The sequence below is a fragment of the Frankia sp. RB5 genome (assembly GCF_059816245.1).
On sequence record NZ_JCBATA010000015.1, the window covers coordinates 110,645 to 133,081 of the forward strand.

General features: G+C 68.2%; 22 protein-coding genes, 1 pseudogene and 1 riboswitch. Of the genes and pseudogenes, 14 read left to right on the forward strand and 9 right to left on the reverse strand.

Translation table 11 applies throughout. The features are described from left to right. Positions 1-538 precede the first annotated feature (538 nt). The 6 genes from AC6EXY_RS10345 (at position 539) to AC6EXY_RS10370 (ending at position 6,059) form a co-directional block, all read left to right on the forward strand. Positions 539-1,006, forward strand: coding sequence for a cupin domain-containing protein (locus tag AC6EXY_RS10345; protein ID WP_133150521.1), 468 nt, complete (start codon positions 539-541; stop codon positions 1,004-1,006). A gap of 64 nt (positions 1,007-1,070) precedes the next feature. Continuing rightward, on the forward strand, positions 1,071-2,264 hold the full coding sequence (locus AC6EXY_RS10350) for a cytochrome P450 (RefSeq protein ID WP_165818167.1): 1,194 nt from the start codon (positions 1,071-1,073) through the stop codon (positions 2,262-2,264). A 30-nt stretch (positions 2,265-2,294) separates the two neighbouring features. Then, positions 2,295-2,771 carry a cupin domain-containing protein gene (locus AC6EXY_RS10355; RefSeq protein ID WP_101829536.1) on the forward strand — a complete coding sequence of 159 codons (477 nt, stop codon included), beginning with the start codon at positions 2,295-2,297 and terminating at the stop codon, positions 2,769-2,771. 73 nt (positions 2,772-2,844) lie between these two features. After that, positions 2,845-4,233, forward strand: coding sequence for a cytochrome P450 (locus AC6EXY_RS10360; protein WP_243407042.1), 1,389 nt, complete (start codon positions 2,845-2,847; stop codon positions 4,231-4,233). 34 nt (positions 4,234-4,267) lie between these two features. Beyond that, entirely contained in the window at positions 4,268-5,335 is a 1,068-nt protein-coding gene (locus AC6EXY_RS10365) for an integrase core domain-containing protein (protein WP_499817284.1), read from the forward strand. 103 nt (positions 5,336-5,438) lie between these two features. Beyond that, positions 5,439-6,059 carry a tyrosine-type recombinase/integrase gene (locus tag AC6EXY_RS10370; RefSeq protein ID WP_499817283.1) on the forward strand — a complete coding sequence of 207 codons (621 nt, stop codon included), beginning with the start codon at positions 5,439-5,441 and terminating at the stop codon, positions 6,057-6,059. Between the two features lie 447 nt (positions 6,060-6,506). On the opposite strand, the gene AC6EXY_RS10375 is transcribed toward AC6EXY_RS10370, so the two are convergent. Next, positions 6,507-7,520, reverse strand: a complete 1,014-nt coding sequence (locus AC6EXY_RS10375; protein WP_133150522.1) for a ferritin-like domain-containing protein — start codon at positions 7,518-7,520, stop codon at positions 6,507-6,509. A gap of 208 nt (positions 7,521-7,728) precedes the next feature. On the opposite strand from AC6EXY_RS10375, the gene AC6EXY_RS10380 reads away from it, so the two are divergent. Further along, positions 7,729-8,013 (forward strand): hypothetical protein, encoded by a 285-nt coding sequence (locus AC6EXY_RS10380; RefSeq protein WP_207770087.1) that lies wholly within the window; start codon positions 7,729-7,731, stop codon positions 8,011-8,013. 2 nt (positions 8,014-8,015) lie between these two features. On the opposite strand, the gene AC6EXY_RS10385 is transcribed toward AC6EXY_RS10380, so the two are convergent. The 3 genes from AC6EXY_RS10385 to AC6EXY_RS10395 form a co-directional block, all read right to left on the reverse strand. Then, a complete protein-coding gene (locus tag AC6EXY_RS10385) occupies positions 8,016-8,759 on the reverse strand; it encodes a hypothetical protein (RefSeq protein ID WP_133150523.1) in 744 nt (247 codons plus the stop codon). After that, on the reverse strand, positions 8,657-9,844 hold the full coding sequence (locus AC6EXY_RS10390) for a PLP-dependent cysteine synthase family protein (protein WP_499817282.1): 1,188 nt from the start codon (positions 9,842-9,844) through the stop codon (positions 8,657-8,659). Before AC6EXY_RS10390 ends, AC6EXY_RS10385 begins: the two co-directional genes overlap by 103 nt. A 214-nt stretch (positions 9,845-10,058) precedes the next feature. Further along, entirely contained in the window at positions 10,059-10,487 is a 429-nt protein-coding gene (locus AC6EXY_RS10395; RefSeq protein WP_133150524.1) for a hypothetical protein, read from the reverse strand. A 473-nt stretch (positions 10,488-10,960) separates the two neighbouring features. On the opposite strand from AC6EXY_RS10395, the gene AC6EXY_RS10400 reads away from it, so the two are divergent. After that, positions 10,961-11,128, forward strand: coding sequence for a hypothetical protein (locus tag AC6EXY_RS10400; RefSeq protein ID WP_499817281.1), 168 nt, complete (start codon positions 10,961-10,963; stop codon positions 11,126-11,128). A 270-nt stretch (positions 11,129-11,398) separates the two neighbouring features. Here the strand turns inward: AC6EXY_RS10400 and AC6EXY_RS10405 are convergent, their stop codons facing one another. From AC6EXY_RS10405 to AC6EXY_RS10415, 3 genes are all read right to left on the reverse strand, one after another. Beyond that, entirely contained in the window at positions 11,399-12,361 is a 963-nt protein-coding gene (locus AC6EXY_RS10405) for a C40 family peptidase (RefSeq protein WP_101829544.1), read from the reverse strand. A 143-nt stretch (positions 12,362-12,504) separates the two neighbouring features. Beyond that, positions 12,505-12,661, reverse strand: a riboswitch (cyclic di-AMP (ydaO/yuaA leader). Between the two features lie 232 nt (positions 12,662-12,893). Beyond that, a complete protein-coding gene (locus AC6EXY_RS10410) occupies positions 12,894-13,820 on the reverse strand; it encodes a M56 family metallopeptidase (RefSeq protein WP_101829545.1) in 927 nt (308 codons plus the stop codon). Then, positions 13,817-14,206 (reverse strand): BlaI/MecI/CopY family transcriptional regulator, encoded by a 390-nt coding sequence (locus AC6EXY_RS10415; protein WP_480014300.1) that lies wholly within the window; start codon positions 14,204-14,206, stop codon positions 13,817-13,819. The genes AC6EXY_RS10410 and AC6EXY_RS10415 overlap by 4 nt, the downstream gene beginning before the upstream one ends. 417 nt (positions 14,207-14,623) lie before the next feature. On the opposite strand from AC6EXY_RS10415, the gene AC6EXY_RS10420 reads away from it, so the two are divergent. Further along, positions 14,624-15,589, forward strand: a complete 966-nt coding sequence (locus AC6EXY_RS10420) for a C40 family peptidase (RefSeq protein WP_101829546.1) — start codon at positions 14,624-14,626, stop codon at positions 15,587-15,589. A 370-nt stretch (positions 15,590-15,959) separates the two neighbouring features. Here AC6EXY_RS10420 and AC6EXY_RS10425 read toward each other — a convergent pair. Further along, positions 15,960-16,172, reverse strand: a pseudogene (locus tag AC6EXY_RS10425) (DUF6444 domain-containing protein); the annotation flags it as partial. Positions 16,173-17,399: 1,227 nt separating this feature from the next. On the opposite strand from AC6EXY_RS10425, the gene AC6EXY_RS10430 reads away from it, so the two are divergent. The 3 genes from AC6EXY_RS10430 to AC6EXY_RS10440 all read left to right on the forward strand — a co-directional run bounded on the left by AC6EXY_RS10430 (position 17,400) and on the right by AC6EXY_RS10440 (position 19,772). After that, positions 17,400-17,873, forward strand: a complete 474-nt coding sequence (locus tag AC6EXY_RS10430; RefSeq protein WP_101829548.1) for a hypothetical protein — start codon at positions 17,400-17,402, stop codon at positions 17,871-17,873. Between the two features lie 942 nt (positions 17,874-18,815). Next, a complete protein-coding gene (locus tag AC6EXY_RS10435) occupies positions 18,816-19,481 on the forward strand; it encodes a hypothetical protein (protein ID WP_243407044.1) in 666 nt (221 codons plus the stop codon). A gap of 126 nt (positions 19,482-19,607) precedes the next feature. Then, on the forward strand, positions 19,608-19,772 hold the full coding sequence (locus tag AC6EXY_RS10440; protein ID WP_165818169.1) for a hypothetical protein: 165 nt from the start codon (positions 19,608-19,610) through the stop codon (positions 19,770-19,772). A 97-nt stretch (positions 19,773-19,869) separates the two neighbouring features. Here the strand turns inward: AC6EXY_RS10440 and AC6EXY_RS10445 are convergent, their stop codons facing one another. Further along, the gene (locus AC6EXY_RS10445; RefSeq protein ID WP_101829549.1) at positions 19,870-20,175 is read right to left on the reverse strand and encodes a hypothetical protein; all 306 of its coding nucleotides are present in this window, start codon (positions 20,173-20,175) and stop codon (positions 19,870-19,872) included. Positions 20,176-20,497: 322 nt separating this feature from the next. Here AC6EXY_RS10445 and AC6EXY_RS10450 point away from each other — a divergent pair, with 322 nt between their 5' ends. Both AC6EXY_RS10450 and AC6EXY_RS10455 read left to right on the forward strand, forming a co-directional pair. Further along, complete coding sequence (locus AC6EXY_RS10450) at positions 20,498-21,379, forward strand: DUF6444 domain-containing protein (protein WP_101829550.1); 882 nt, start codon at positions 20,498-20,500, stop codon at positions 21,377-21,379. Between the two features lie 103 nt (positions 21,380-21,482). Further along, a complete protein-coding gene (locus tag AC6EXY_RS10455; protein WP_165818170.1) occupies positions 21,483-22,286 on the forward strand; it encodes a reverse transcriptase domain-containing protein in 804 nt (267 codons plus the stop codon). The last annotated feature ends 151 nt before the right edge of the window (positions 22,287-22,437 follow it).

A 22,437-nucleotide genomic window follows, 5' to 3' on the forward strand; every position in this document is an offset into this window, starting at 1 on the left:
GCAACGCGGCCTGAGCTGGGCCTGGCTCGCGCGCAGCGCGAACCCACCGGTGTCGCACTACTCGGCCGTACGCGGGCTGAGCCGGCTCAACCTCGTGTTCGACTGACCTTGCTGCGCCCCCTGGCCCCCGCCCGCGCGGGGCACTCGACCCGTCAGGGGGGTCCGGTTGACCTCGACAACTGGGGGACTTAGAATTCTCGGCGACAAGAATCCAGGATTCTGAATGAGCCAATTCTGGACGGGGCCGGTTGGTCCTCGGTGACCGATGATCCAGGAGTGGGAGTTCCTGGGGACCGGTGATCCGAAGATCGGTGATGGGCATGCTCGCCGAGTGGCTTGTACGACGGGGCGCGACATGCTGCCACCTTCCGAGATGGCGCAACGACGCCGGGACGCTGGTGCGGCATCGGAATGGTACGCCCGAATCGGCCGAAAACGATGATTTCGTGCCTCTGCTCATCTGGTGCGATGGGTCTTCCCGGCCCTGCAGACCGGTCCGACCACGCCTGCTACGACGATCGGAATCGAGGTACCGGACATGGAAGGGGCCTCCCAACAGCAGCGGTCCACCAACCTGAAGCTGAGCGCCGGACCCGTGACCAGGCCCGACCGGATGGCGTTCTTCGACATAGCCGGGTCGGCCGAGACGAACGTGCCGTCCCGGTTCGATGACACGCCCAGCGGCACCTACGTCCAGGCGCTGGTCAACCCGCCTGGGGGCGAGGGGCTCAGCCTGCTGGGGGTGCGCTACGCGCCCAACTCGGAGGTCGCCCGGCACAAGCACGACGTGCCGCAGATCGTCCTCGTGCTCGAGGGCGAGATCAGGCAGGGGCGCCGGGTGTTCGGGCCCGGAAGCGGCTACTACACGCCGCCGAACGTGCCGTACAAGATCACTGTCGGGCCGGAGGGTGCCCGGCTGCTGGAGTTCCGGGCGACGCCGCTGACGTTCCAGACACTGTGGCTCGACGGCTCCGAACATGACACCACCACCCGGGACGGGTCCTGACACCAACCGGAGCGCCTGCGTCGGCGGTCCGATCGGGACGATGAGAGGTCATGGATTGGAACACGTGAGCAACCGGGACCGACTGGTCGAGCATCTTCAGAAGCCGGGAGAGGACATCGAGCCGCGCTACGCGCGGTGGGCCGAGGAACGGCGGCGGTGCCCCGTTGCGAAGACGTCGCCCGCCGAGGGCTCAGGCCCGGAGACCTATGTCGTCTACAGCAACGCCGGCGTGCGGCAGGTCATGGGCGACGACCGGTGCTTCACGAAGCCGGGGCCCAGCTGGCGGACCACACGCACCCTGCTGTCGATGAACGGCGAGGAGCACCGGGTCCATCGGGCGCTTGTCGCGGACCCGTTCACCGTCCAGGGCGTGGCCCGGTTTGAGAAGACGCTCATCGTTCCGCTGATCCACGACCTGGTCGACAAGTTCGTCAGCCGCGGGGAGGCTGACCTCGTCCTCGACTTTACGAGTCACTACCCGTTTCATGTGATCCGCAGGATCATCGGCATCGATGAGTCCGAACACGACGAGTTCATCGGGCTCGCGTTCCCCGTGAACGGGCTGAACCGGGGCTGGGAAGATCACATCAAGGAGTTTCTCCTCCCACGGATCCACGCGGCGCGGGCCAACCCGAAGGACGATGTGCTCGGCCTGCTCGCCCGTTCTGAACTCGACGGCCGGCCGCTCACCGACGAGGACTTCCTCGAGTATCTGCTGCTGCTCATCCCCGCCGGGGCGGACACGACGGTGGCCGGGTCGAGCAACATGTTCGCGGGCCTGCTCCTGCATCCGGAACAGCTCGAGCTTGTCCGGCGCGACCGCGGGCTGGTCAACCGCGCCGTGAACGAGGCGCTGCGCTGGCAGAACCCCGCGGCGACGACGTTCCTGCGGCGGTCCCTGTGCCCGGTCGAGGTGGAGGGCGTGGCGATGCCCGAGAACACGTTGATCCGCGCCCATGTCTCCGCGCATAACCGGGACGAGACGGTCTACGCCGAGCCCGACCGGTACGACGTGACCCGAGAGCGGGCGCCGGCCGGGGTGTTCGGCTACGGGCCGCACATCTGCCTGGGCATGCATCTCGCCCGGGCCGAGATGCGGGTCGCGTTGAACGTCGCCCTCGACCGGCTGCCCCATCTGCGGCTGGACCCGTCCGCCCCGCGTCCGTTCGTCCGGCCCGCCTCCGGTCCGGACACCGGCGGCGATGGCTCCCTCGCGGCGGTGAACAGCCTTCCCGTGCTGTTCGATCCGCCCGCGTGACGTGTCCGGTTGACAGGGAGAGGAAGGCTCATGGCCGACGCGGCTGAGACCGGCGACGGTCTGGTACGCAGCAACGACAAGCTCTGCTCGTCGATGGCGGAGCGCGGGCTTCATCTGTTCGACGTCGCGAACACGCCGTTTGAACCTGCCCGTCGACGGCCGACCAGCACGGGCACCGAGGAGGAGCACCGCAAGCAGTCCGCCGGCGTCGAGCACAAGTGGCTGATCTTCCCGGAGCCCGATGAGGACCGGCCGCCGGTGGTGATCATAAAGTTCCCGCCGGGCTATCGATTTCCCTGTCACTGGCACAGCGAGGGCGAGTTCGTGGTCGTGCTCAAGGGATCGATGACGATCGGTGACCAGAAGGTCGGCCCCGGTGGAATGGCGTGGACAGACGCCCGGACGATCTACGGCGCGGAGTCCGCGGGCCCGGAGGGTGTCGAGTTCCTGCTCTTCCGCCGGGCATTCGCCACGACCACGGTCGTCGAGGGCGAGCCGGGTGACTGAGGTCCCGCGACCGTGGCGTTCGGCGTCCTGAAAGCGGATGACGATCTTCTGGTGGCGCTGACCTGGAGTGGACATGGATCGCATAGCGCTTGGCGATGCCAAGACGCAGTTCGAGTCCCGTTGCCCGGCTTTCCTTGCGGACCCGGCGCCGGCCCTGCACAGCCTCAGGACGGCGAGCCCGGTCTACTTCAGCGACGCGCTCGGTGCCTGGGTCGTCAGCCGCGCGGCCGACGTGACCGAGGTGCTTCGGGACCGGCGGAACTTCACCAGCGTGGGAAGCATGACCTCGCGCCTGCAGCTGGAGCCCGATGTCATCGCGGAGGTGGGTGAGGATCGAGCGGGCCTCCGAAACTTCCTGGCGAACACGGATGCTCCCCGCCACACACGGCTACGCTCGGCGGTCGCGCGGGGGCTCACGCCGCGGGCCGTCGCCCGACTCGAAGGAGTCGCCACCGCCTCGGCGCGGTCGTTGGCACTCCGAATGAGGGAGTCGATACGCGCCGCCGGGCCGCGCGGGGTCGACCTCAAGACGAGCTTCGCCAGCCCGCTCGCCGGGCCGGTGATGGGAGAGCTGATCGGGCTTCCGGGCGACGACCTCGAGCTGGTCACCCAGTGGGTGGGCGACTGGTTCAGCCTCTACCGGTACCGGTTGACCCGCGAGGAGCAGCTCGCCTGCGCCCGAAACCTGCGCGCCTACGACTCGTATGTCACCGCGCTGGTGCAGCGATACGAACGCGAACCCGGCGACAACCTGATCTCGGACGTTCTCCGTGGCGTGACGGAGGGGCAGTACGAGCTGAGCCACCGGGAAATCGTCGACATCGTCGCGAACGTGATCGTGGGCGGCCTGCATACGACGGCCTCGGCCGTGGCGGCGGTTACGCTGCGACTACTGTCCACATCGGGAGCCTGGGCCGACCTGGTGACCGATCCGACCGGAGTCGAGCCGGCGATCGAGGAGTGCCTGCGGCTCGAAGGCGTCTCTTTCGCCGCAGTCCGCACCGTCACGAGACCTGTGCGGATCGGCGGTGTGCTGTTGCGCCCGGGCGAAAAAGTGCACGCTGTCTCTCGTGCCGCCGACCTCGATCCGGCGAAATTCCAGGAGCCGGACGAGTACCGGCCCTCGCGAGAGAACGTGCGCCGGCATCTCGTCTACGGCAACGGGCCGCACACCTGTATTGGAGCGCCGCTGGCTCGGGTGGAGCTGCGGTGCGCCCTGCATGAGCTCGTCACGGTGTTGCCGGGGCTGGAGCTTGTCGAACTCGGCGGCGTTCACGAGTACCTCGCTTCGCCCAACCACCGGCAGCTGCGCGAGCTGCGAGTGACAGTACGTTCGCCGAATTCCGCTCCGCCGCCGCCCGGTCCTTCTCATGCCCGAGGTGCTCGGTCATCTCCTCCTGCAACGCCGTTGCCAACACCTGTGGGGTGTCAGAAGTCGGCTTGGGCCCGTGAGCTGGGGTGATGCGACGGTGCGGCAGCCGGCATGATGGTCAGTCATGTTCGTACGCCTGCTCTATCTGATCTTCGTGCGGGTGTGTGGCTGGTTGGTTCTCCTCGGCCGTTCGTCGGCGTCCAAGGACATCGAGCTGCTGGTGCTGCGGCATGAGGTCGCGGTGCTGCGCCGTACCCAGCCCAAGCCGCGGTGGGACTGGGCGGACCGGGCGGTGCTCGCCGCACTGATCCGACTCCTGCCCAGAGCGCTGCGAGCGCACCGGCTGGTCACCCCGGGGACCGTCCTGCGGTGGCACCGCCGTCTGATCACACGGAAATGGACCTCCTCGCGGCGGATGGGTCGGCCACCGGTCGGCACGGAGATCGTGACCCTCATCGAGCGGCTCGCGACCGAGAACACGACGTGGGGCTACCCGCGGATCCGGGGCGAGCTCCTCAAGCTCGGTCACCGGGTCAGCGCCTCCACGATCCGCCGGGTCCTGACGTCCCTCGGGCTGCCCCCGGCTCCGCAACGGCAGACCGACACGACGTGGCGACAGTTCCTGCGCACGCAGGCGTCGACGATGCTGGCCGTGGACTTCTTCCACGTGGACTGCGCGGTGACACTACGGCGTCTGTACTGCTTCTTCGTCATCGAGGTCGGCTCCCGCACCGTCCACATCCTCGGGGTCACCGCCCACCCCGACGGACCGTGGACCACCCAACAAGCCCGGAACCTCCTCATGGACCTCAGTGACCGGACTGCCGACTTCCAGTTCCTGGTCCGTGACCGGGCCGGCCAGTTCACCGCGTCGTTCGACGCGGTCCTCGCCGACGCCGGCATCACCGCGATCAAGATCCCGCCCCGGGCTCCGCGAGCGAACGCCTACGCGGAACGGTTCGTCCGCACGGTCCGGACCGAGGTCACCGACCGGATGCTGATCTTCGGCGAGCGGCACCTGCGCACCGTTCTGGCCGAGTACGCACGGCACTACAACGGACGACGACCCCACCGCGGTTGTGGCCTTCAACCGCCCCGGCCCGACCACCCTGTCGCAGACCTGACCAAGGAACGGATCAAGCGCCGACCCGTCCTCGGTGGCCTGATCAACGAATACGAACGAGCCGCCTAAAACCCCAGGTCAAGGCCGGTGGCCGCGTTCTGACACCCCACAGGCCGGGATCGGCGGGGCGGGCGCGGTCAGCGGTCTGGACGCGGGCACGGCGACCGCGTTCATGGTGGCTTGGACGCGGGACCGCAACAGGTGGTCGGCGAAGGCGATGGTGACGTCGCTGCGGGCGTTCCTGCGGTTCGCGCACGCGACGGGGCGGACGGCGGTCCCGTTGGCGGGGGCGGTTCCCGCGGTCGCGTCGTGGCGGATGTCGGCTCTGCCCCGCGGCCTGAAGGCCGCGGAGGTCGAGCGGCTGTTGGCCGGCTGTGACCGGGACACGGCAGTGGGTCTGCGGGACTACGCGGTCCTGTCGCTGCTGGCCCGGCTCGGCCTGCGGGGCGCCGAGGCCGCCGGGCTGCGGCTCGGCGACATCGACTGGCGGGCCGGCGAGATCGCTGTCACCGGTAAGGGCAGCCGGACCGAGCGGCTCCCGCTACCGGCCCCGGCAGGGGAGGCACTCGCCGCCTGGCTGGAGCACGGGCGGCCGACGTGCGAGTCGCGGTCGGTGTTCGTGACGGTCCGGCGGCCCTACCGGCCGCTGACACCGGAGTCGGTCCGGGCCGTCATGGGCAGAGCCTGCGAGCGGGGGGTTCTCCTCGGCGAGGCGGAGGATCAGGTGGCGGATCTCCGCGGAGGTGGAGGGTCGGCCGGGTGGCCGGTGTGGTCGGGTCCAGTGACGAGGTAGATCAGCCGATCCGCCATGGCCACGATAATCCACGTGGTGGTGTCCCGGTCAAGAGCGCTTGTAGTCGGTAGGGGTACAGGTGTCCGATCGCCTCCGGGGGAAGGCCTATCGATCATTGGGTGAGACAGCGAAGGTCGCGGTGACCCCGGCCGGAAGTCCGCTGACGCTCAGGTCGACCGGGGCGCCGTCCAGGTAGCGGCTCGCGTTGAAGGTGATGACGGTCCTCGTGTGGTCGCCGGGCGGATCGTCGTGGCGGTTACGCTGAGGTGCATCGTGTAGGTCGTCGCGTCATGTCCTCCCACCTTGCGCCGGCGTGCGCCCCGGCAGGCACGACTCACCTGGCACCGTCTCGAGGTCGTGAGCCGGACGTGCCGCCACCGTGCCGAGGCGGCAGCCGTGCCCAGGCATGGGGCGACCGGGGGACGTCGGACGCGGCGGCCTGCTGCGTCAGGCACCCATCGGGTCGCCGTTCGCGGGCAGGGTGAAGGGGGGAGTGGTGCCGGTCGTGATCAGGGTGAGGCCGGCCTGCTTCAGGGTGAACATCCGGCCGATGGCGGCGTCGATCGACGAACCGCTGGTCCAGCATGCTTCCAGCTCGTTCATCACGGTCGTGAACTCGTCGATGAACGCCTGCTGGTCCGGGTCGTGGGCGGGGTCCGGCGCGAAGGCGTGGGCGTCCGGCAGCGCGATCGCGTCGCCCGAATATGCGAATCCGGCGCCCACGGGGACGAGTTTTCTCCCATAGTAGATCTCGGCGAACGAGTAGTAATGCGCGAAGCTGCCGGGATCGAACGCTCCATCGTCCGGTGACGTGCTGCTGCCCTCGCCCTGCGTGGTGATTTCGCTGACGGCGCGCAGTGCATCTGCGACCGCGTTGACGGCGAAAAGCCCGTCGGCGTCGACAGTGGTGACAACCTGGTTCGGGGACGGATCCCGCGGGAGCGAGCCGGTGGGAAACACGGCGGTGAAGCCGGCGGCGATCGCCTCGTAGAACTGCCCGATCGCTGGCGCGGTGGGCGCCAGCGGGGGCGGTGGCGTCGGCGGCTGCGGCACCACCGGACCCGACTCCGGGTACTCGATGGACATGAACGTCCGCAGCGCACCCGCGCCGAGGGGAGCCAGCGTGACGACAAGGCCGGGGTGCACGCCGCCGGGCAGGCCGGTGATCGGATAGGCGGGAACCAGCTCCGGCGTCGCGATCTCGCCCTTGAGCGAGCCGCCGGTGGCGGTGTACATGTTACAGACGAGACCGAAATGAAGCATCTCCTGCGCCGCCACACCGCCGATGATGCTGCCGACACTGTCGCGATCCGTGCCGTCGACGATGGACCACTGAGCGCACAGGTACGGGGGAATGGTCGAGAATTCCAGGGCGATCGCGGTGCGCAGCGATGCCTGCAGCTCCTCGAGGGTGTTGATGCCGTTCTCGACCGTCTCGCGGATCATTCGCCGGAAGGACACAAGGCTTCCTCTCCGTGAGCATGGGGGGCTCCGCCGTCGTGCGCTGCCAGATTAGCGGCGGTCTCGGCCGGCGTTCGCGCAATTGGGGAATGCGCTGTTTTTCCGCGCCACGGCGAATGGCGGTTATGTCCGCTATCTTCCGTCATTCCTCGAGCGTGGCACTGCTCAGCCCCGAAGGCCCTTCGGCCACGGCGAGCGGGACCGGTGGATGCTCGGCCTTGCCGGCAAGGTGCTGGTCGTCGACGAGGTCCACGCCTACGACGCCTACATGCAGATGCTCCTCGCCCGGCTGCTGACCTGGCTCGGAGCCCTCGACGTCCCGGTCGTCCTGCTGTCGGCCACCCTGCCTGGCTCGGTCGCCCGCCGGCTGGTCCGCGCCTACCTGACCGGCGCAGGTCATCGCAACATCGACCCGGCGCCGGTCACCTACCCGGGCTGGCCGCCGAGGACCTGCCCGGCTGTCTCGGGATTGACAGGCTCCGGGACGCGGTAGGGCTACCGACGCGCCCCGGAGGCCATACGCTTCCGCCTCGGGGTGCGGAACGCAGACCTGGCGGCCTGACGGTCCGCCTGTGCCAGCCTTGCATTACGAAGGTAGGCCGCGAGTTCCGGGGGCAGGAGTGCGTCCTCCTCGTCCGGAGTGAGGAGCTCGCCCAGCGGATGATCCAGCCGCTCCTCGTCGATCCAAAAGGTGTTGCGCAACTTCGGCCGATCGAAGTCGTGGCCGCGCCACTCGCGGCGCACCGTCAGGAGGCCGGCATCCGTCAGCTCCGTCGTGGCCCGGGTCCAGGTTGCCGCCGACAGGCCATAGCGGTTCTTGTCGTGTCCACTAATCCACGGCGGGTCGTCCTCGTCATACCCGCCCTGGAGATCCAGAAGGACGAGCAGGAGCGCCACACCTGTAGCAGACAGGGTGGTGATCCACTCCCATATCCAGAACCCGACTGGCAGGCTCACGTAGCGGTTGCCAAAGGCCGGTCCGCTCCGGTCGCGGTACCGGCCGCCGTCGCCAGCCGGGCTTAGGAGCGTCACGGTCGGCTTGCCATCGGAGTGGCGTTCCAGCTCGATGAGGCGCGCGGCCCGCAGCCAGTCCAGAGCATCGTTGATCCGACGGGTACCGGCCTTGTCTGGATCGCTCAGTCCCAGGGCCCTGGCCCACGACCAGGGGTGGACGCCGCAGATGTCGTACGGATCGCGGGTGGCAAGCAGGGCCAGGCACAGATAGAGCTTGAGCCGCACCTCGCCCTCGCGCACCGGGTCCACCGGTCAACAGCCCGTTCGGACGGATGCTCAAGATGGTCGGGATCTTGGGCGGGCACCACACCCAACAGTCCGTGTTCGGCACAGAATCCGTCGTCGTAGACGGTGCTCCAATATCGCTGTGGACCGTCGGGAAAGATTGCCACGATGCGGGTGTCGTTCGGTTCGCGCCGCGCCAACCAGGAGGCCACCAGGGCGACCGCTCCGACGCTCCATCCACCACTGGCGAATCGTGCTGCCGCCAGCCGCCGGCATGCCCACGCCGCCTCGCCGGGCGCCAACCAGTGGACCTCGCTGAACTCCTGATAGGCGACGTTACGCGGAAAGATACTGCTCCCAAGACCCCGCATGAGCCGCGGTCCGTCTGGCTGCCCGAAGATCGTTGAACTGATCGTGTCGACTCCCACGAGGCGCAGATCCGGAAACATCTCGCGCAACACGCGCGACACCCCGGCGCTGTGACCTCCCGTGCCGACGCTGCACACCAGCACGTCCACCCAGCCGACCTGCTGTGCCACCTCTCGTGCCAGTCCTTCATAGGCCGCCACGTTGTCCGGGTTGTGGTACTGGTCTGGGCAGTACGCGCCGGAATGCTCGCCGAGCAGTGCCTGGACCCGGTCCCGCCGGGCCTGCTGCCAGCCCCCGGTCGGATGAGGCCGGTCGACGATCTCTAGTCGAGTGCCGTAGGCGGTCAGCAGGCGGTGCATGAGCGGTTCCAGGCCCGGATCGGTCACCAGGATGATCGGGTGGCCGTAGACGATTCCTGCCAGGGCCAAGCCGAGCCCCAGCGTGCCGCTGGTCGACTCGACTACCGCGCGGCCAGGAGCGAGTTCACCGCGTTCTCGGGCACAAGCCACCATGTGCAGGGCAGGCCGGTCCTTAATACCACCCGGATTGTGGCCCTCCAAATTCGCCCAGAACCCGCCAGCGCTACCGAAACAGACGTCGGGAATCCAAAGAACTGGCGTGTCGCCGACCACGCTCGCTGGGGAGTCCGCCATCGGCGGCGTACCAAGCGACTGACCCGGGATCGGGGGGATACGTGCAACAACGGTTTTCCGCATAGCGGATATCCTTCACAAGTAAGACCATCGCGAGATGATGGAATACCGAACGCATTCGTCGGTCGCGGTCCACATTTTCGCGCCCCCGTCAGAGGGCTGCGACGAGGAGCCGGCGCGGGGTCGGCAGGCCACCTGCTCAACTTCGGCGGCGGCGACCACGCGGGTCACAGCACGGAGGGGCGATCAGACGTTCGCACTCAAAGCGAGGCGAGTATCAGGTCCGCAGCACACACAGCTGTGCCAGCTGGCACGGGAGGCGGTCAGGAGCAACCGTCTGGAGTCGGGCGCGGGGACGGCCTGAAACGAACAAGACCAGGGCGGACAGCAGGAAGGCGGCTGCAGTCAACGCGAACACCGAACCCACAGCGGGGATCAAACCCGTGGCGCCCAAGAGAACCAGATCGGCGATCCGGTCGGGGCAATGAAATCCGCCATCATGATGGCTCTCTGTGCCCACCGCGGATGAAGCATGATGGTGTTCTCCCACGCTCACGAGGCTGGCGCCGCCCAGCGCCTCAAAGCCGCGCTCCGAGTGCTCCGCAGACCCGCACAGCGACGCCGAGAGTAGCATGCTCGCGAGCGCCGCGAGCAGGACAAGAGCCGTGGCGGTTCGCCATCCCAGCATCCTGTCGCGACTGGCCATCACAGCGTAAGGCTATCTCACCGAGAGAGAACGGCTAGCACTGTCAGGCCACCGGGCCCGGCCTGACCGCAAAGGCCACAGTTGTCGCCGCCTCAGAAGAGGTAGTCTAGACGTGGATAGCCTCCCCGGAGCTCGTCCAATGCATGGAAAACGTAGGCACCTGTGCACCTTCGCCACCGGCGCCGATTACCAATATAACTACTTTTCCTGAAAGTGGTAGACAGGCCATCGATGCCACCGGAAAGGGACAGCCATCAGCGCGAGTCGGCGGACCTGCTGCGGGTGGCCGCCCGTCGCGCACAGCCTGCCCGGTAGGATGGTGAGCGGGCCGAATGGATAGTGGTCGTCTTGGCTGAAGTAGAGTTCGCTCAGCGGCCTTCCGCCGGTGCCAGCTGGGATGTCCGGCCGCGCCGCGCCTCCTCGAAACGATCACAGTCCGGGTCGGTGGCGAACACCTCCTGAGTCGGCCGCTGGTGCAGGTCGAAGCGGCCGGCTTTCAGCTCGAACGGCGCGAACGGTGCAAGCGCGGAATCGTCAAACGGCTGGTGGCCCGCAAGCCGCAGGCGGACCAGGCCAACCCGACGGCCGTGCCGACTACCGACCTCGACGCCGACGCCGACGCCGACGCCGACGCCGAATGATGCGGGAGGTGGATCAGTACCTGTCTGCCGATCGTGTGCGGCGTCAGCGCCCCCGATTCGGCGATCGGTGAGGAAGAAGAAGCGCCTCACGTCACGGTGCACGGGTGGGCCGTGGCACGGCCACCGCGATTCCCCCTCGACACGCTGCTGTGCAGCTTCTCGTGAGGATCACGCGGTGGCCGTCTCACGTCACCGACCGGCATTCCGGCGAGTTGTCAGACGATCACGATCATAAACAGGGCGGTGAACTCCACGCGGCGTCCGGCCGTGTTACTGGTGGACGCGGCCTACGGAGTAGGACGACGTCCAGATTTTCTCAAGTTTCACCACGTCGCCGGACTTCGGTGCCACCCACATCTTCCCTCCGCCCGCATAGATTCCTTCATGATAAATGCCGCCGGGTGCACCGAAGAAAATAAGATCCCCGGGCTGTTCGGATCCCTGGGCGATGCGGGTGGTCGCTGCGTACTGCTGATCGGTGGTGCGGGGAAGTGTCTTGCCAAGTTGCCGGTAGATGTACTGCACCAGACCGGAGCAGTCGAAGCTGCTGGGCCCGGTCGCACCCCACACGTATGGTTTACCGGCCTGCAGCGACGCCAGATAGACTGCCTTCTCCCCGATACTCGTCGCCCCGGTGACGGCTCCGGCAGATGCGGGCTCGGGCTCGGGCTGGGGCAGGGCAACCGAGGTTCGCGTTGCGCCTCCGGACGTACGCGTTGGTGAGGTCGACGCCGCGGCCGGCTGCGGTTCGGGGCGAACCCGGACGATCGCTGGTCCGTATGTCGCGGCCCCGAACGAGTCGTTCCCGGTGAACAGGGCCCTGACGGACGTGGTGGTCAGGACCCTCGCGGTATAGCCGGCGTAGCCGCGCCCATCTGTCCGGAGAATCTTGAACGTCGTCCATCCCGTCGGGAACTGTGCCTGCACGAGGATGTCCTGGTTGGCCACCGCCCTGCCGGTGCCGTCAGTCAGCCGGAATCCGACATCGATCGGCTCCTCGGCGCCGACCGTCATGTCGGCGACGACGGGGGCGACTGTGGCCGACGCGCGTACGGTCGTGGTGGACGGAGTGGCCTGGCGCGGCACCAGCGCCGCCGGGGCCGCGGGGATGGTGGTCCTGCTTCCCACCGCGGCGCCGAGTGCGCCCGCGGCGGCGATCCTCGTCTCCCCGGTTTCCGGATCACCAGAGGAGTCCCCGTGGGTACTGGCCAGGGCGATGCCTGAGATCGCCATGGTGCCCGTCGTGATCGCGGCGACCGTCGCCCGGGCCGAGGTCCGTGCGAGCAGCGAACGGGCAGACGCGGAGGCGCGGTGTCGTCCCCGCCCTGATCCTGCGGGTTGGTCTTCGGAGGAGTAGATCTCGGCCGAATACACATGAGCCCTTTCCCGGGCGCCTACGAGGTGAGCTGTCGGGTTCGGGCGGGGAGCCCGGCCAGCACATCAAGGCAGCTGGCTTCACCCCAAGGACGCCTGCCGAGGCAGGACGCCCGGAGGAACGTGGTTCCCCCGCTCCTGTCCCGGCCGCGCGTGGAGGGGGCACCGGACCGGGGACAGGACTCGGCGTGCGGTCCGATGCTGCTAGGCGGAGACAAACTACCACTACACGGCATAGTAGACAGAAGTAGGCCGGGGTCGACGGGCGGGAGGGGTGACCACCTCGTGCCGGGACGGCCAGCCGGCCCGCTCTCCCCAGGAGGGATCATCTCGCCACCAGACGGGCGCGGAGCGTCGACCCACCGAGCCTGGTTCGGAGACCGTCGGGATCTCAGAGGCAGTGGTAGCCGAGGTCGCTCAGGGCGGGCATGGTGACGGCCGCGAGTGGTGTGAGGAGCAGCGCGGCGATCAGCAGCGCCCGCGCCGCGACGGCGGGGCCGCCAAGCGGCTCCCGCGCGGTGAGCAGGCGCAGGACCCGTTGGCGGACCGCGGTGCTTCCCATGCCCAGGGCGGACACGGGTGGGGCGGCGAGACGCAGGACGGCGTGGGCGACGGTGTGCCGGGGGCAGTGGCGGGTCGCGCCGTCGTCGGCGGCGAGTTCGACGAGCCGCCGCAGCTCGCCGGGCATGTCCTCGAAGAGGGGGACGGGCCCGAACGCGCGGTCGAGGATCGCGGCGCCGGTCAGGATGAGGTGGTGCCGGCCGCGCAGATGGGTCCGCTCGTGGGCGATCACCGCGTGGAGCTCGCCGGGCGGCAGGGCGTGCAGCGCTCCCGCGGTCAGGACGACGGTGGCGTCCCTTCCCGGCAGGCAGAACGCGCTGGGTTGGGGGTGGTCGAGGACGAAGACGTCCAGCGCCGGGTGGAAGCGGCCGACGAGGCGGATCTCGCGGCGGTGGCGGCGCCGCACCCGGCGCTGCAGGACAGTGACGGCTACGATGGCGTACCCGAGCCGCAGCGCCACGCCGAGGACGCCGGCGGCGCCCACCGCCTGCGGCACTGTCCAGGTGGGTACGGGCAGCTGATGGTCCGCCCAGTCGCACCACTGCACCAGCAGGACAAGCAGATCACCGAGAGCGTGAACGGGCACGACCAGCAGGAGCGGCGCGAGGATCACGGTAGCGACGGCGGATGCCGCCGCGGCGAGCCACATGCTGATCGCCAGCCGGGGCGCGCGGGACGTCCACGAGGCCGCGGACAGCGGGCGCGGGAGTCCGACCGTGACGAGCAGGGCGTAGGCGATCAGCCCGGTGGAAATCACGCCGGCGGCGTCCTCTCACTGCCCGGCGTCCGCTGGCTCTCGTGCCACTGCACGGCGCCGCGCAACGTCTCGTACTCCGCCGGGTTCATGGTCTCGACGAAGTGCAGCAGCGCCAGGCCCCGGTCCTCGGCCCCCGAGAGCACCTCGCTCATCATCCGGGCCGTGTACGCGCTGCGGCTCAGCGCCGGCTGATAGAGATACGACCTCCCCGACCGCTCCCGGGTCAGCCAGCCCTTGCGGTACAGCCGGTCCATCACGGTCATCACCGTCGTGTAGGCCAGCGGCCGGTCGAGCAGCCCCCGGACGTCCCGCACGGCCACCGGCTCCCGGGCCGACCACACCCGATCCATGATCTCGGCCTCCAGATCACCGAGCTGTTCCACCACGCCCGTTCCTCTCCCGTCCGCACGTCCCATCCCACCCGCACGGCAGCGATCCGCTACGCCGACGCCCGAGCCCGCACCAGAAAGCGCAATCCGCATCGCCTGCACGACCGCCGCGCCAATGCGCTCTCAGTCTCTGGCACCTGGCGATACCGCCTCGGCGAGGGGCATCGACCGACCCCACAACCTCACGGCCGGCGCTCGGGGGGCGCTCGATGCGCCACCCGCCCCGAGACCGCCTCGTCCCGAGCCGCCCATTCTCACCCGATCTGCTACATGACATAGTAGCTAGGGCCAGATGGGGCGAAGGAAGGATTTTCAGTGGATCGAACCGCGAGGAGCGGCCATCCAGCGCAGGACAGCACACTTGCACGGGAACTCAGCCCTCTGCGTCAGGCCGGTCGGTTCAGTCGGCGGGGGATGCGGCTCACGCCAGCGCAGCGCCGGGCCGCCACCGTCGCGATGATGACCACCGGCGGATTCGCCGCCGCGTCCACCGGGTTCGCCCTGGCCACCTCCGACAACGTTCCGGCCGTGCCCACCATGCCGGTCACCACGGCTGACCTGGTCACCGGCTCGCGCCCACCCGCCCCGCATCTCCAGGCTGCGCCCCTCGCCGGCGCGATCGCGGATCTGACGCCGGCGTCCGGCTTCACCGCCTTGTCCATCACTCCCGATCACCCCGCGATCAACCCGAACGCACCCGTGATCTTCACCGTGCGCGTGGTCGCCGCGGACGGACGAACGCCGCTCGCCGGGGAGACGGTGCGGATCGCCGTGGTCGACGGCCCGAAGTGGACCACCACCGCCCGGCTGCGGACCAACGGCGCGGGTGAGGCATACATCTCCGCCCGGCTGCTGTCGACCACCACCCTCACCGCCGTGTTCGACGGCTCCGACGCATTGCGCCCCTCGCTCGCCGACGCGACCACGGTCACCGTCACCGCTTCGAGCCCGCAGTCAGCCTCCGCCGACGCCGGCGGGGCAACCTCGATCGCGGGCACACCATCGGTGGTGACCGAAGTACCCGCGAGCGGGATCGGCGCGAAAGCCGTCTACCTCGCCTCGCTGCAAAAGGGAAAACCCTACGTCTGGGGGGCGGCGGGACCCTACGCCTTCGACTGCTCGGGCTACGCCCAGTACGTCTACCGGCAGCTCGGCCGGAATCTGCCACGTACCGCCCAGCAACAGTTCCAGGCCACGATCCGGATACCAAAATCCGGCAAGCAGCCCGGAGACCTGATCTTCTTCGGAACGCCGGGCAACATCACCCATATGGGGATCTACGCCGGCAACGGCTACATGTGGGCCGCGCCGCAGTCGGGGCGCACCATCAACCTGCAACCCATCTACTCCAGCACGTACTACGTCGGCCGGGTCAGTTGACACGCTTCGCCCGTCCACTGGTGACTGGCCCGGCGCCCCGAGCGCGGCAGCCACGGCGCGCTGCCCTGCGGAACGCAGCAGCGTTCTCTACGCCTACCCGACCGCAAGGCCCGGCTGCGAAGCACACAGATTGTTCCGCTGAGGATCCAGCTCGACTGCCAGGTCGATCCCTGACCGGCCAGTCCTGTGTCCCACTTGCGGATCGGGGCACACAGGCCCAATCGGTCGGCCTACCGCGAACGCCCTCGCTACGGGCTCGCGGCCTCAGCTGAGGACCACCTTCAGACGGGGCCAGTGAATCCTTCGATCTGGGTGCGGATGTCGCTGCCCAGCTGGGCGACCCCTACGCGGTCGGCCCTCAATCGCGACGCCTTCGTTTCGGTGCCTTTTTCGCGTACGGGCTGTCCGACGACGGTGGCTTCGACGATGTCGAGCTGTCCTTGCCCGCCTGGCGTTCCAATTCGGCGACCCGCCCAGCCAGCTGCTCGATCAGCCCGGTGGCCCGCGCGAGCTGCTCGGCCTGCTCGGCGATCAGCGCGGCCTGCGAGGCGATCGTCGCGTCCCGGTCCGCGAGCAGGCGCACGAGCTCGTCGTACGTCGGTCGGTCGCTGGACGCCACACCCAAAAACTAGCGATCATGGCCCACCGTCACGCAACCGCCAGAGCGATCACAGAACAAGATCCAGCGAACAGGCAGCCACAACCCGTGACCCCAGCTGAACAGCTACGTCCTCGCCGTACAGCGTGACGGACCAGAATCCGCCTGGGCCCGCTGATGGAAGCCCATCGGCGGGAAAGCGGGAAAGTGAAGCCGGTAGTTCGCGGTGCCGGACAGTCTGTCGCGTTCGGCGGTGAGACAGGGCTGGCGGTGAGAACCACCGGCTGTCCCTGCTCAGCACGAGCTGCCCTGTCCGGAGCACCGTGTCGGACATGGGCCATATGCGACGGCCGTGTCGCTGGCCGTCAGGGGCCAGCGAAACGCGCATGACTACCTAGCGTCAATACTTGAATACAATCAGCGATGATAGTAGGACTGCTGTATCACAGCTAGCTACCGGGGCACGGTCCTCCCTCCTGGTGCTGGCGCCAACCTCAGGTGAGGGGGCATGGTGTGCTTAGGAGATCGTCTGTCTGGCTGTCATCCCGGCTACCCATGGGCTGGTACGTGCCTGGGCGACGCCGGCGGGCGGCCCGCTCCTCATGGCAGCCGCAAAACCGGTCCGGTCAGCGTCCACCCTGCTCCGGTGATACCACCGTTCGGCGCCAGACGAAATGGGACGCGGCGGGACCGTATCCCCCACGGATGCCCCACCCCGGCGCGGTGGAAACGACCCGGCCGCACACGGCGCCCCCTGGTCCAGGACGGGCATCATGCGTGACGCCCCAGAGCTCCTGCTACCAGGCCGGCCACCCCTCGCACGGGCGGTCCCGCCCGCCGGGCACCACACCAATCCACTTCCGGCACCGATCCCTCTCCCGGATCGGTGCGGTCCGGGAAGCCGCACAAGCTGGAATCGACATCGCCGCGCCGCTTCGGCCCGCGCAGCTCCCGGTACCTACATCGATATCAGCCACATTCCAAGGTCTGAACCGGCGGCCGGGTCGATGATCCTGCCTCCCGCATACACGCCTGAAAGGACACAAACATGCGTGGGAAATCCAGGTCAATCAGTGCGGCAGGGACCGACTGCGACTTTTCGCTCGTGGGCGCGGCCCCCGTGGATTCGGTGTCGACCCTCCCGGGAGACATGTCCACCAAGCGCGGGGCCCCAGACTATCAATACCTGCTCACCGTCATCAGGTTGCACGCATGAACGGCCCCATTCACGTGTTGCGGATGCCCGGCTCCCGGCGTCTCTGGTTTGACAACGCCAACGGACACCGGCATTTCGCGTCCCCGGCAGCCCTCAACGATAACGAGGCCACCCAGCTCATCCAGCAGATGCTCGATCTGCTGCCGGCCGGGCTCCCCGCGGAGGAGACGGTCCGCCTGGCCGTCCGGTTGATTCTGTCCCACACGGCTGACGATGACCCGACAATTCCGGGAGAAGCCGCACCAGAGGACGACGCGGCGGTGCCGGCCTCGCCGGTGACCGGACCGCTGTCACCTACAGGCAGCATACTAACCATCCCGCCATCGGAGACCGCGAAGGCGGACTCCGTAATGACGGGCAGGCACGCCCTCCCCGACACTCTCGGCGCTGTCACCGCACCCGACCGCCGCGACGTTCCCGGCGATCTACGGACCTTCCATCCTCATACCGCCAACGGATCGGTTGCATAGCCGGGGGCGACGTACCCGCGGGGATGGCGTTCGCCGAGCGGCGTGGGCGGCCGGGCGGGCCGGTCCGTGTGCCCTCTTCGCCGAGCTGTCGGTGTCCGTGTACTCCGCCGCACCCATCGCGATGTCCCGCCACCCCGCACCGGCCCAAAAGGGTGGTCGGATCCATCATTATTCATCCCTTTAGGGCGCTGACCAGGCAAGATGGGCCTGCGCGCATCCGCCTGGTCCCGGATGATCTCTCGCACTTGGAGATCCTGACCCACGCGTCCACCCTGACTCCGGTCCATCGTCCGTTGAACGCGCATCGGCGCCCTGAAGCAACTACGGACTCTGGCCGCTCATGCCCTGACCCCGCGCGGTGGGCGGCCGGCCATGCCTGCACTCGGTGCCCTCGGCCAGGTCCTCGCCGAGGGTCCAGGATGTCCCCGGCCACGGGACGTTCCCTGGGCTGAACCGGGCCCGGCTGGGTTCGGTGGGCTGGGTTCGGTTGGTCGGGTTCGGTGGGCTGGGCCAGGTGACCACGCATGGTGGCGGGACGAGACCTGCGATCAGGCCGATGCTCTCACCGTCAGCATCAGGCCGGATGCGGATGCTTCGGACCGGCCGTGGCCTGCGGTCACCCGACCGGGTCCAGTTGAGGATGCGCCCGGACACGGCATTCACGTGGTGGGGAGATTCGGTGTGGACGACGGTCAGCTGGTGCGGCGGGGGCAGTCCCGCGGGGAGCGGGCGGAGCGGGCGATCCGGGTCACCACGGTGGTCGCGGTGGCACTGGTGGCGGCCTTCGTGTCCTACCAGCACATGCGCGGGGTCGCGGTACAGCACGGGGGGATCCGACGACCGCGGCGGTGTTGCCGTTCAGCGTGGACGGGCTGATCGTGGCCGCGTCGATGACGATGCTGGCCGACCGCCGTGCCGGGCTACGCCGTTCCTGGCTGTCCTATGGCCTGCTGGGGTTGGGGGGCGTGCGCGTCGCTGGCCGCGAACGTGCTGCACGCCGAACCGACGTTCGCTGCCCGGATCATCGCTGGCTGGCCGCCGCTGGCCTTGCTCGGTTCCTACGAGCTGCTCATGCGCCAGATCCACCCTGCCGGCCACCGCGGCGCCGACGATCCGGCCGCCACCGCCCTGTCGATCCCGCCGCAACGCGACCCGACGCTCGCCCCCACCGGCGCTACCAGCACGGCGGCACCGCCCACCCCGACGCCGGGCTCGGCCGCCTACCCGAGCCGCGCCGATAGCCCCGAGACCTCGGTCAACCCGGGCGGCGGCACCGGTCCGATGGACGGCACGCTGTCCGCCGAGCTGGACGGCGGGGCGGACCTGTCGGCGAAACGGGAGGCGATCATACGGGCGCTGGACCAGACCGAAGGGTCGGCCACCGCGGCCGTCGCCGTCCTCGCCACCCAGGGCATCACGGTCAGCAAAAGCTGGGTCTACCAGGTCCGTAAGGAGACTCCATACGGCGCCCACCGGACCGCCTACCGCCCCACGGTCCGCAGGCTGCGCTGCGGCATGGCCCCCGCCGGCCAGACCCCCTCCGATAGCCGCCCGTCCCATCCCAAAGCCACACGTCACGCTCCGCACCCGACACGCGGGCCACGGTAACACCGACGAGATATGTGTTCACGTTTTGGAAATGTTCGCGTGTAATCCTGTCAACTCTGCGGTATCCGGCCCAACGATGAGCTGGGGATTTTAGGAATATTGGACCCCTAATGCGGAGTGTGCATTGTGACCGATATCGCCAGGCTGGCGGCATCCATCGACGACTTTCCCACCATCGAGGAAACAGATGCGATGCTCGATGAACTACGCAGACTGCCACGTGACGAAAAAATGTGTAGCTTGATCGATGACCTGCTTGAGTGCCGGTCGCTCCTTCTCGCAACAGGCTGAGTTACGTTTCGGGAACGACCGGACCCCAAACTACCATTCCGATGACGCGGCTGAAATATCGTATCCAGACGGTCAGCGGCCCTACTCGGACAGTTTGTTACTGCTGAGAGCCGAACGGCTGGCCCTGCTGCCGGCCGCTACCCTGACTCGAGCTGAAACGCTCGCCGGAGTCGCCGGCCTGACCGCCGCCGATTCCGGCGAGGTCCAGGAGACGGTTCTCCACGTACCGCTCGCTGTGGTGCGTCTTGTCCGCGATGCGCTGCACGAGGTCGTTCACGTTGGTCGCGGCGTCGAGGTCCGCGGCGCTTACCTGAGCAAACTGGTCGAGAATGCGGTAACGGGCCTGCCACCAGTTCTGGCGAAACTGCTTCTCCAACTGCTGTGTCTGCTGCTGCTGAGCCATTACGTGGTTTCTCCTCTTTGAGATCACTTCCGTAAGCGCGTCGACCGAGGCCGGGGTGAGACGTTACCGCGACCCCCGTAGTCGGAGTCAAATTCGATCTTCGATGTGAATTTTTCCGTGCAACTCTGGCATCCGTGTCCATTCGTAGCTGTTCAGCTCGGGTGACAGGCTCGCTGACTGTATTTGCGCAGGTGGGGTCGGTCGCAGGGTAAACATTCAGGTGCTTTGTTGATGTTGCTTTGGGTCGTTGGCTTCGGAGTCAGGTGCTGATGTTGGTGGTCGCGTGGCGTGCCAGGTCTAGTGGGTGTGGTGAGGTGGAGGCATGGCGCCGGTCGAGGAGATGCCCCCTGAGGGCCTCCTCGTGGTGGTGCGCGCCCAGGCGGAGCTGATCGCGGAGTTGCGGGCGATGGTCGCCGAGCAGGCCCGGCGGATCGCGGAGCTGACGGCGAAGGTCGCTGACCTGGAGCGGAAGGCGTCGCGGAACTCGCGGAACTCGTCGTTATCGCCGTCCAACGACGGCGCGATCCCGGGTCGGAAGCCGCCCGAGCCGCCGGCAGGCGGTGGCGGGGCGGGGAAGAAGAAGCGCGGCAAGCAGCCGGGCGCGGACGGGTTGACGCTGGCCTGGCGGGAGGACCCAGACCGGGTGGAGGGGCACTTCCCGACTGGGGCGTGTGCCTGCGGGGCCGGGCTGGATGCGGCGACGCCGGCCGGGGTCGCCCGCTCGCACCAGTCGCACGATGTCGAGCCAGCCCGCCCGACGGTGGTCCAGCATGACCTCCAACAGGCCATCTGTGGCTGCGGGCGCCGTCATGTGGCCGCCCGGCCCGACGGGCTGTCCGCGGCGGCGGTGTCCTCCGGGCCGGAGATCCGCGCGCTCGCGCTGTACTTCCTCGTGCGTCAGCACCTGCCGGTCGAGCGGACCTGGGAGGTGATCATCGAGCTGTGTGGGGTGGCGGTCTCGACGGGCTGGCTGCACTCGGTGTTCGCGCTCGGCGCGGATGCCGTGGAGAAGCCGGTCGAGGCGATCGAACAGCGGATCGCCGCCGAGCCGGTCGCCGGGTTCGACAAGATGAACCGTTCCGGGTCCGGTGGTCTTTCCGGTGGCGGAACTGGAGAGAGCCTCCCCGGCCCCGGGTCTGCGGCCCGGGAAGCTTGCCTGCCTATAACCGGTGGTCCCGGGAAGTGGCGGGTGGCCGGAAGGTAGTCGGAGGGGGTCGTAGTAGTGCCTGAGGGTCGGGACAACATAACCCGGTCTTAGCGAAGGGCCCCTGCTTCATCGGCGCACGTTGTTGGAGAGAGGAACTCGGATGAGTGCCGTCACGGCTAGGTCCGTCCGCCAGGCCGAGAGTCTGGACACAGTTCGTGCTCTTCAGTGGGTGTTTTACCGCAGTGCCAAGTGTGATCCCGCCCGTCGTTTCCATGCCGTCTACTGCCATGTCGCCCGCAGCGATGTATTGTGGCGGGCGTGGGGCGACGTGCGTGCGAATCGGGGTGCGCCCGGTGTCGACGGTGTGTCGATCGCCGACGTCGAACGCGCCGGAGTGAGTGGATTTCTGGACGCCCTGGCGAGAGAGCTGCGTGCGGGTTCGTACCGGCCGGCTCCGTTGCGGAGGGTGGAGATACCGAAACGCGAGCGGGGAGCCACCCGGCCGCTGTCGATTCCCACGGTTCGGGACCGGGTCGCTATGACCGCTGCGAAGATTGTTCTGGAGCCGGTGTTCGAGGCGGACTTCCTGCCGTCGAGTCACGGGTTCCGTCCGCGCCGGTCCGCCCTGGACGCCTGCGAGGTCGTCAGGGTCGAGGCGAACCGGGGCCGAGAGTGGGTCGTCGACGCTGACATTGCGGACTGTTTCGGCTCCCTGGACCACGACGCGGTCATGGAACAGGTGGCCCGCCGAGTCTGTGACCGGCGGATGCTGAGACTTCTGCGGTGCTGGCTTCGGGTTGGCGTGCTGGACGTCGGTGTCCTGCGGGACTCTGTGTCTGGTACTCCCCAGGGATCATTATGCGAAGCTGTGCATAAACCGCCTAATGAACAGTGCTGGATTATGCGCAGCGCTGGCCTGTCGTGCCTGGTGAGGGCCCGATCGGGGCTGGATCGCTGCGCATAACCTGTCAGCGGTGGGGGCTCACAGCAGGGCTCTTTCATGTGTGCGATGTGACCGGTTGATGCCGTCCGTCGGGTGCGCGCTGTTCGTGGGTGTCTGTCGGGGTGGACACGGTGGGGGCACGTGTCGCTGGGACGAGGACAGGCACGCCGCT

Coding starts and splice junctions, on each gene's coding strand:
- AC6EXY_RS10345 (WP_133150521.1), top strand. CDS start 539: ATGGAAGGGGCCTCCCAACAGCAGCGGTCCACCAACCTGAAGCTGAGC.
- AC6EXY_RS10355 (WP_101829536.1), top strand. CDS start 2,295: ATGGCCGACGCGGCTGAGACCGGCGACGGTCTGGTACGCAGCAACGAC.
- AC6EXY_RS10360 (WP_243407042.1), top strand. CDS start 2,845: ATGGATCGCATAGCGCTTGGCGATGCCAAGACGCAGTTCGAGTCCCGT.
- AC6EXY_RS10365 (WP_499817284.1), top strand. CDS start 4,268: ATGTTCGTACGCCTGCTCTATCTGATCTTCGTGCGGGTGTGTGGCTGG.
- AC6EXY_RS10370 (WP_499817283.1), top strand. CDS start 5,439: ATGGTGGCTTGGACGCGGGACCGCAACAGGTGGTCGGCGAAGGCGATG.
- AC6EXY_RS10380 (WP_207770087.1), top strand. CDS start 7,729: ATGCTCGGCCTTGCCGGCAAGGTGCTGGTCGTCGACGAGGTCCACGCC.
- AC6EXY_RS10390 (WP_499817282.1), bottom strand. CDS start 9,844: ATGCGGAAAACCGTTGTTGCACGTATCCCCCCGATCCCGGGTCAGTCG.
- AC6EXY_RS10395 (WP_133150524.1), bottom strand. CDS start 10,487: ATGGCCAGTCGCGACAGGATGCTGGGATGGCGAACCGCCACGGCTCTT.
- AC6EXY_RS10405 (WP_101829544.1), bottom strand. CDS start 12,361: ATGGCGATCTCAGGCATCGCCCTGGCCAGTACCCACGGGGACTCCTCT.
- AC6EXY_RS10420 (WP_101829546.1), top strand. CDS start 14,624: ATGCGGCTCACGCCAGCGCAGCGCCGGGCCGCCACCGTCGCGATGATG.
- AC6EXY_RS10430 (WP_101829548.1), top strand. CDS start 17,400: ATGAACGGCCCCATTCACGTGTTGCGGATGCCCGGCTCCCGGCGTCTC.
- AC6EXY_RS10435 (WP_243407044.1), top strand. CDS start 18,816: ATGGCCTGCTGGGGTTGGGGGGCGTGCGCGTCGCTGGCCGCGAACGTG.
- AC6EXY_RS10445 (WP_101829549.1), bottom strand. CDS start 20,175: ATGGCTCAGCAGCAGCAGACACAGCAGTTGGAGAAGCAGTTTCGCCAG.
- AC6EXY_RS10450 (WP_101829550.1), top strand. CDS start 20,498: ATGGCGCCGGTCGAGGAGATGCCCCCTGAGGGCCTCCTCGTGGTGGTG.
- AC6EXY_RS10455 (WP_165818170.1), top strand. CDS start 21,483: ATGAGTGCCGTCACGGCTAGGTCCGTCCGCCAGGCCGAGAGTCTGGAC.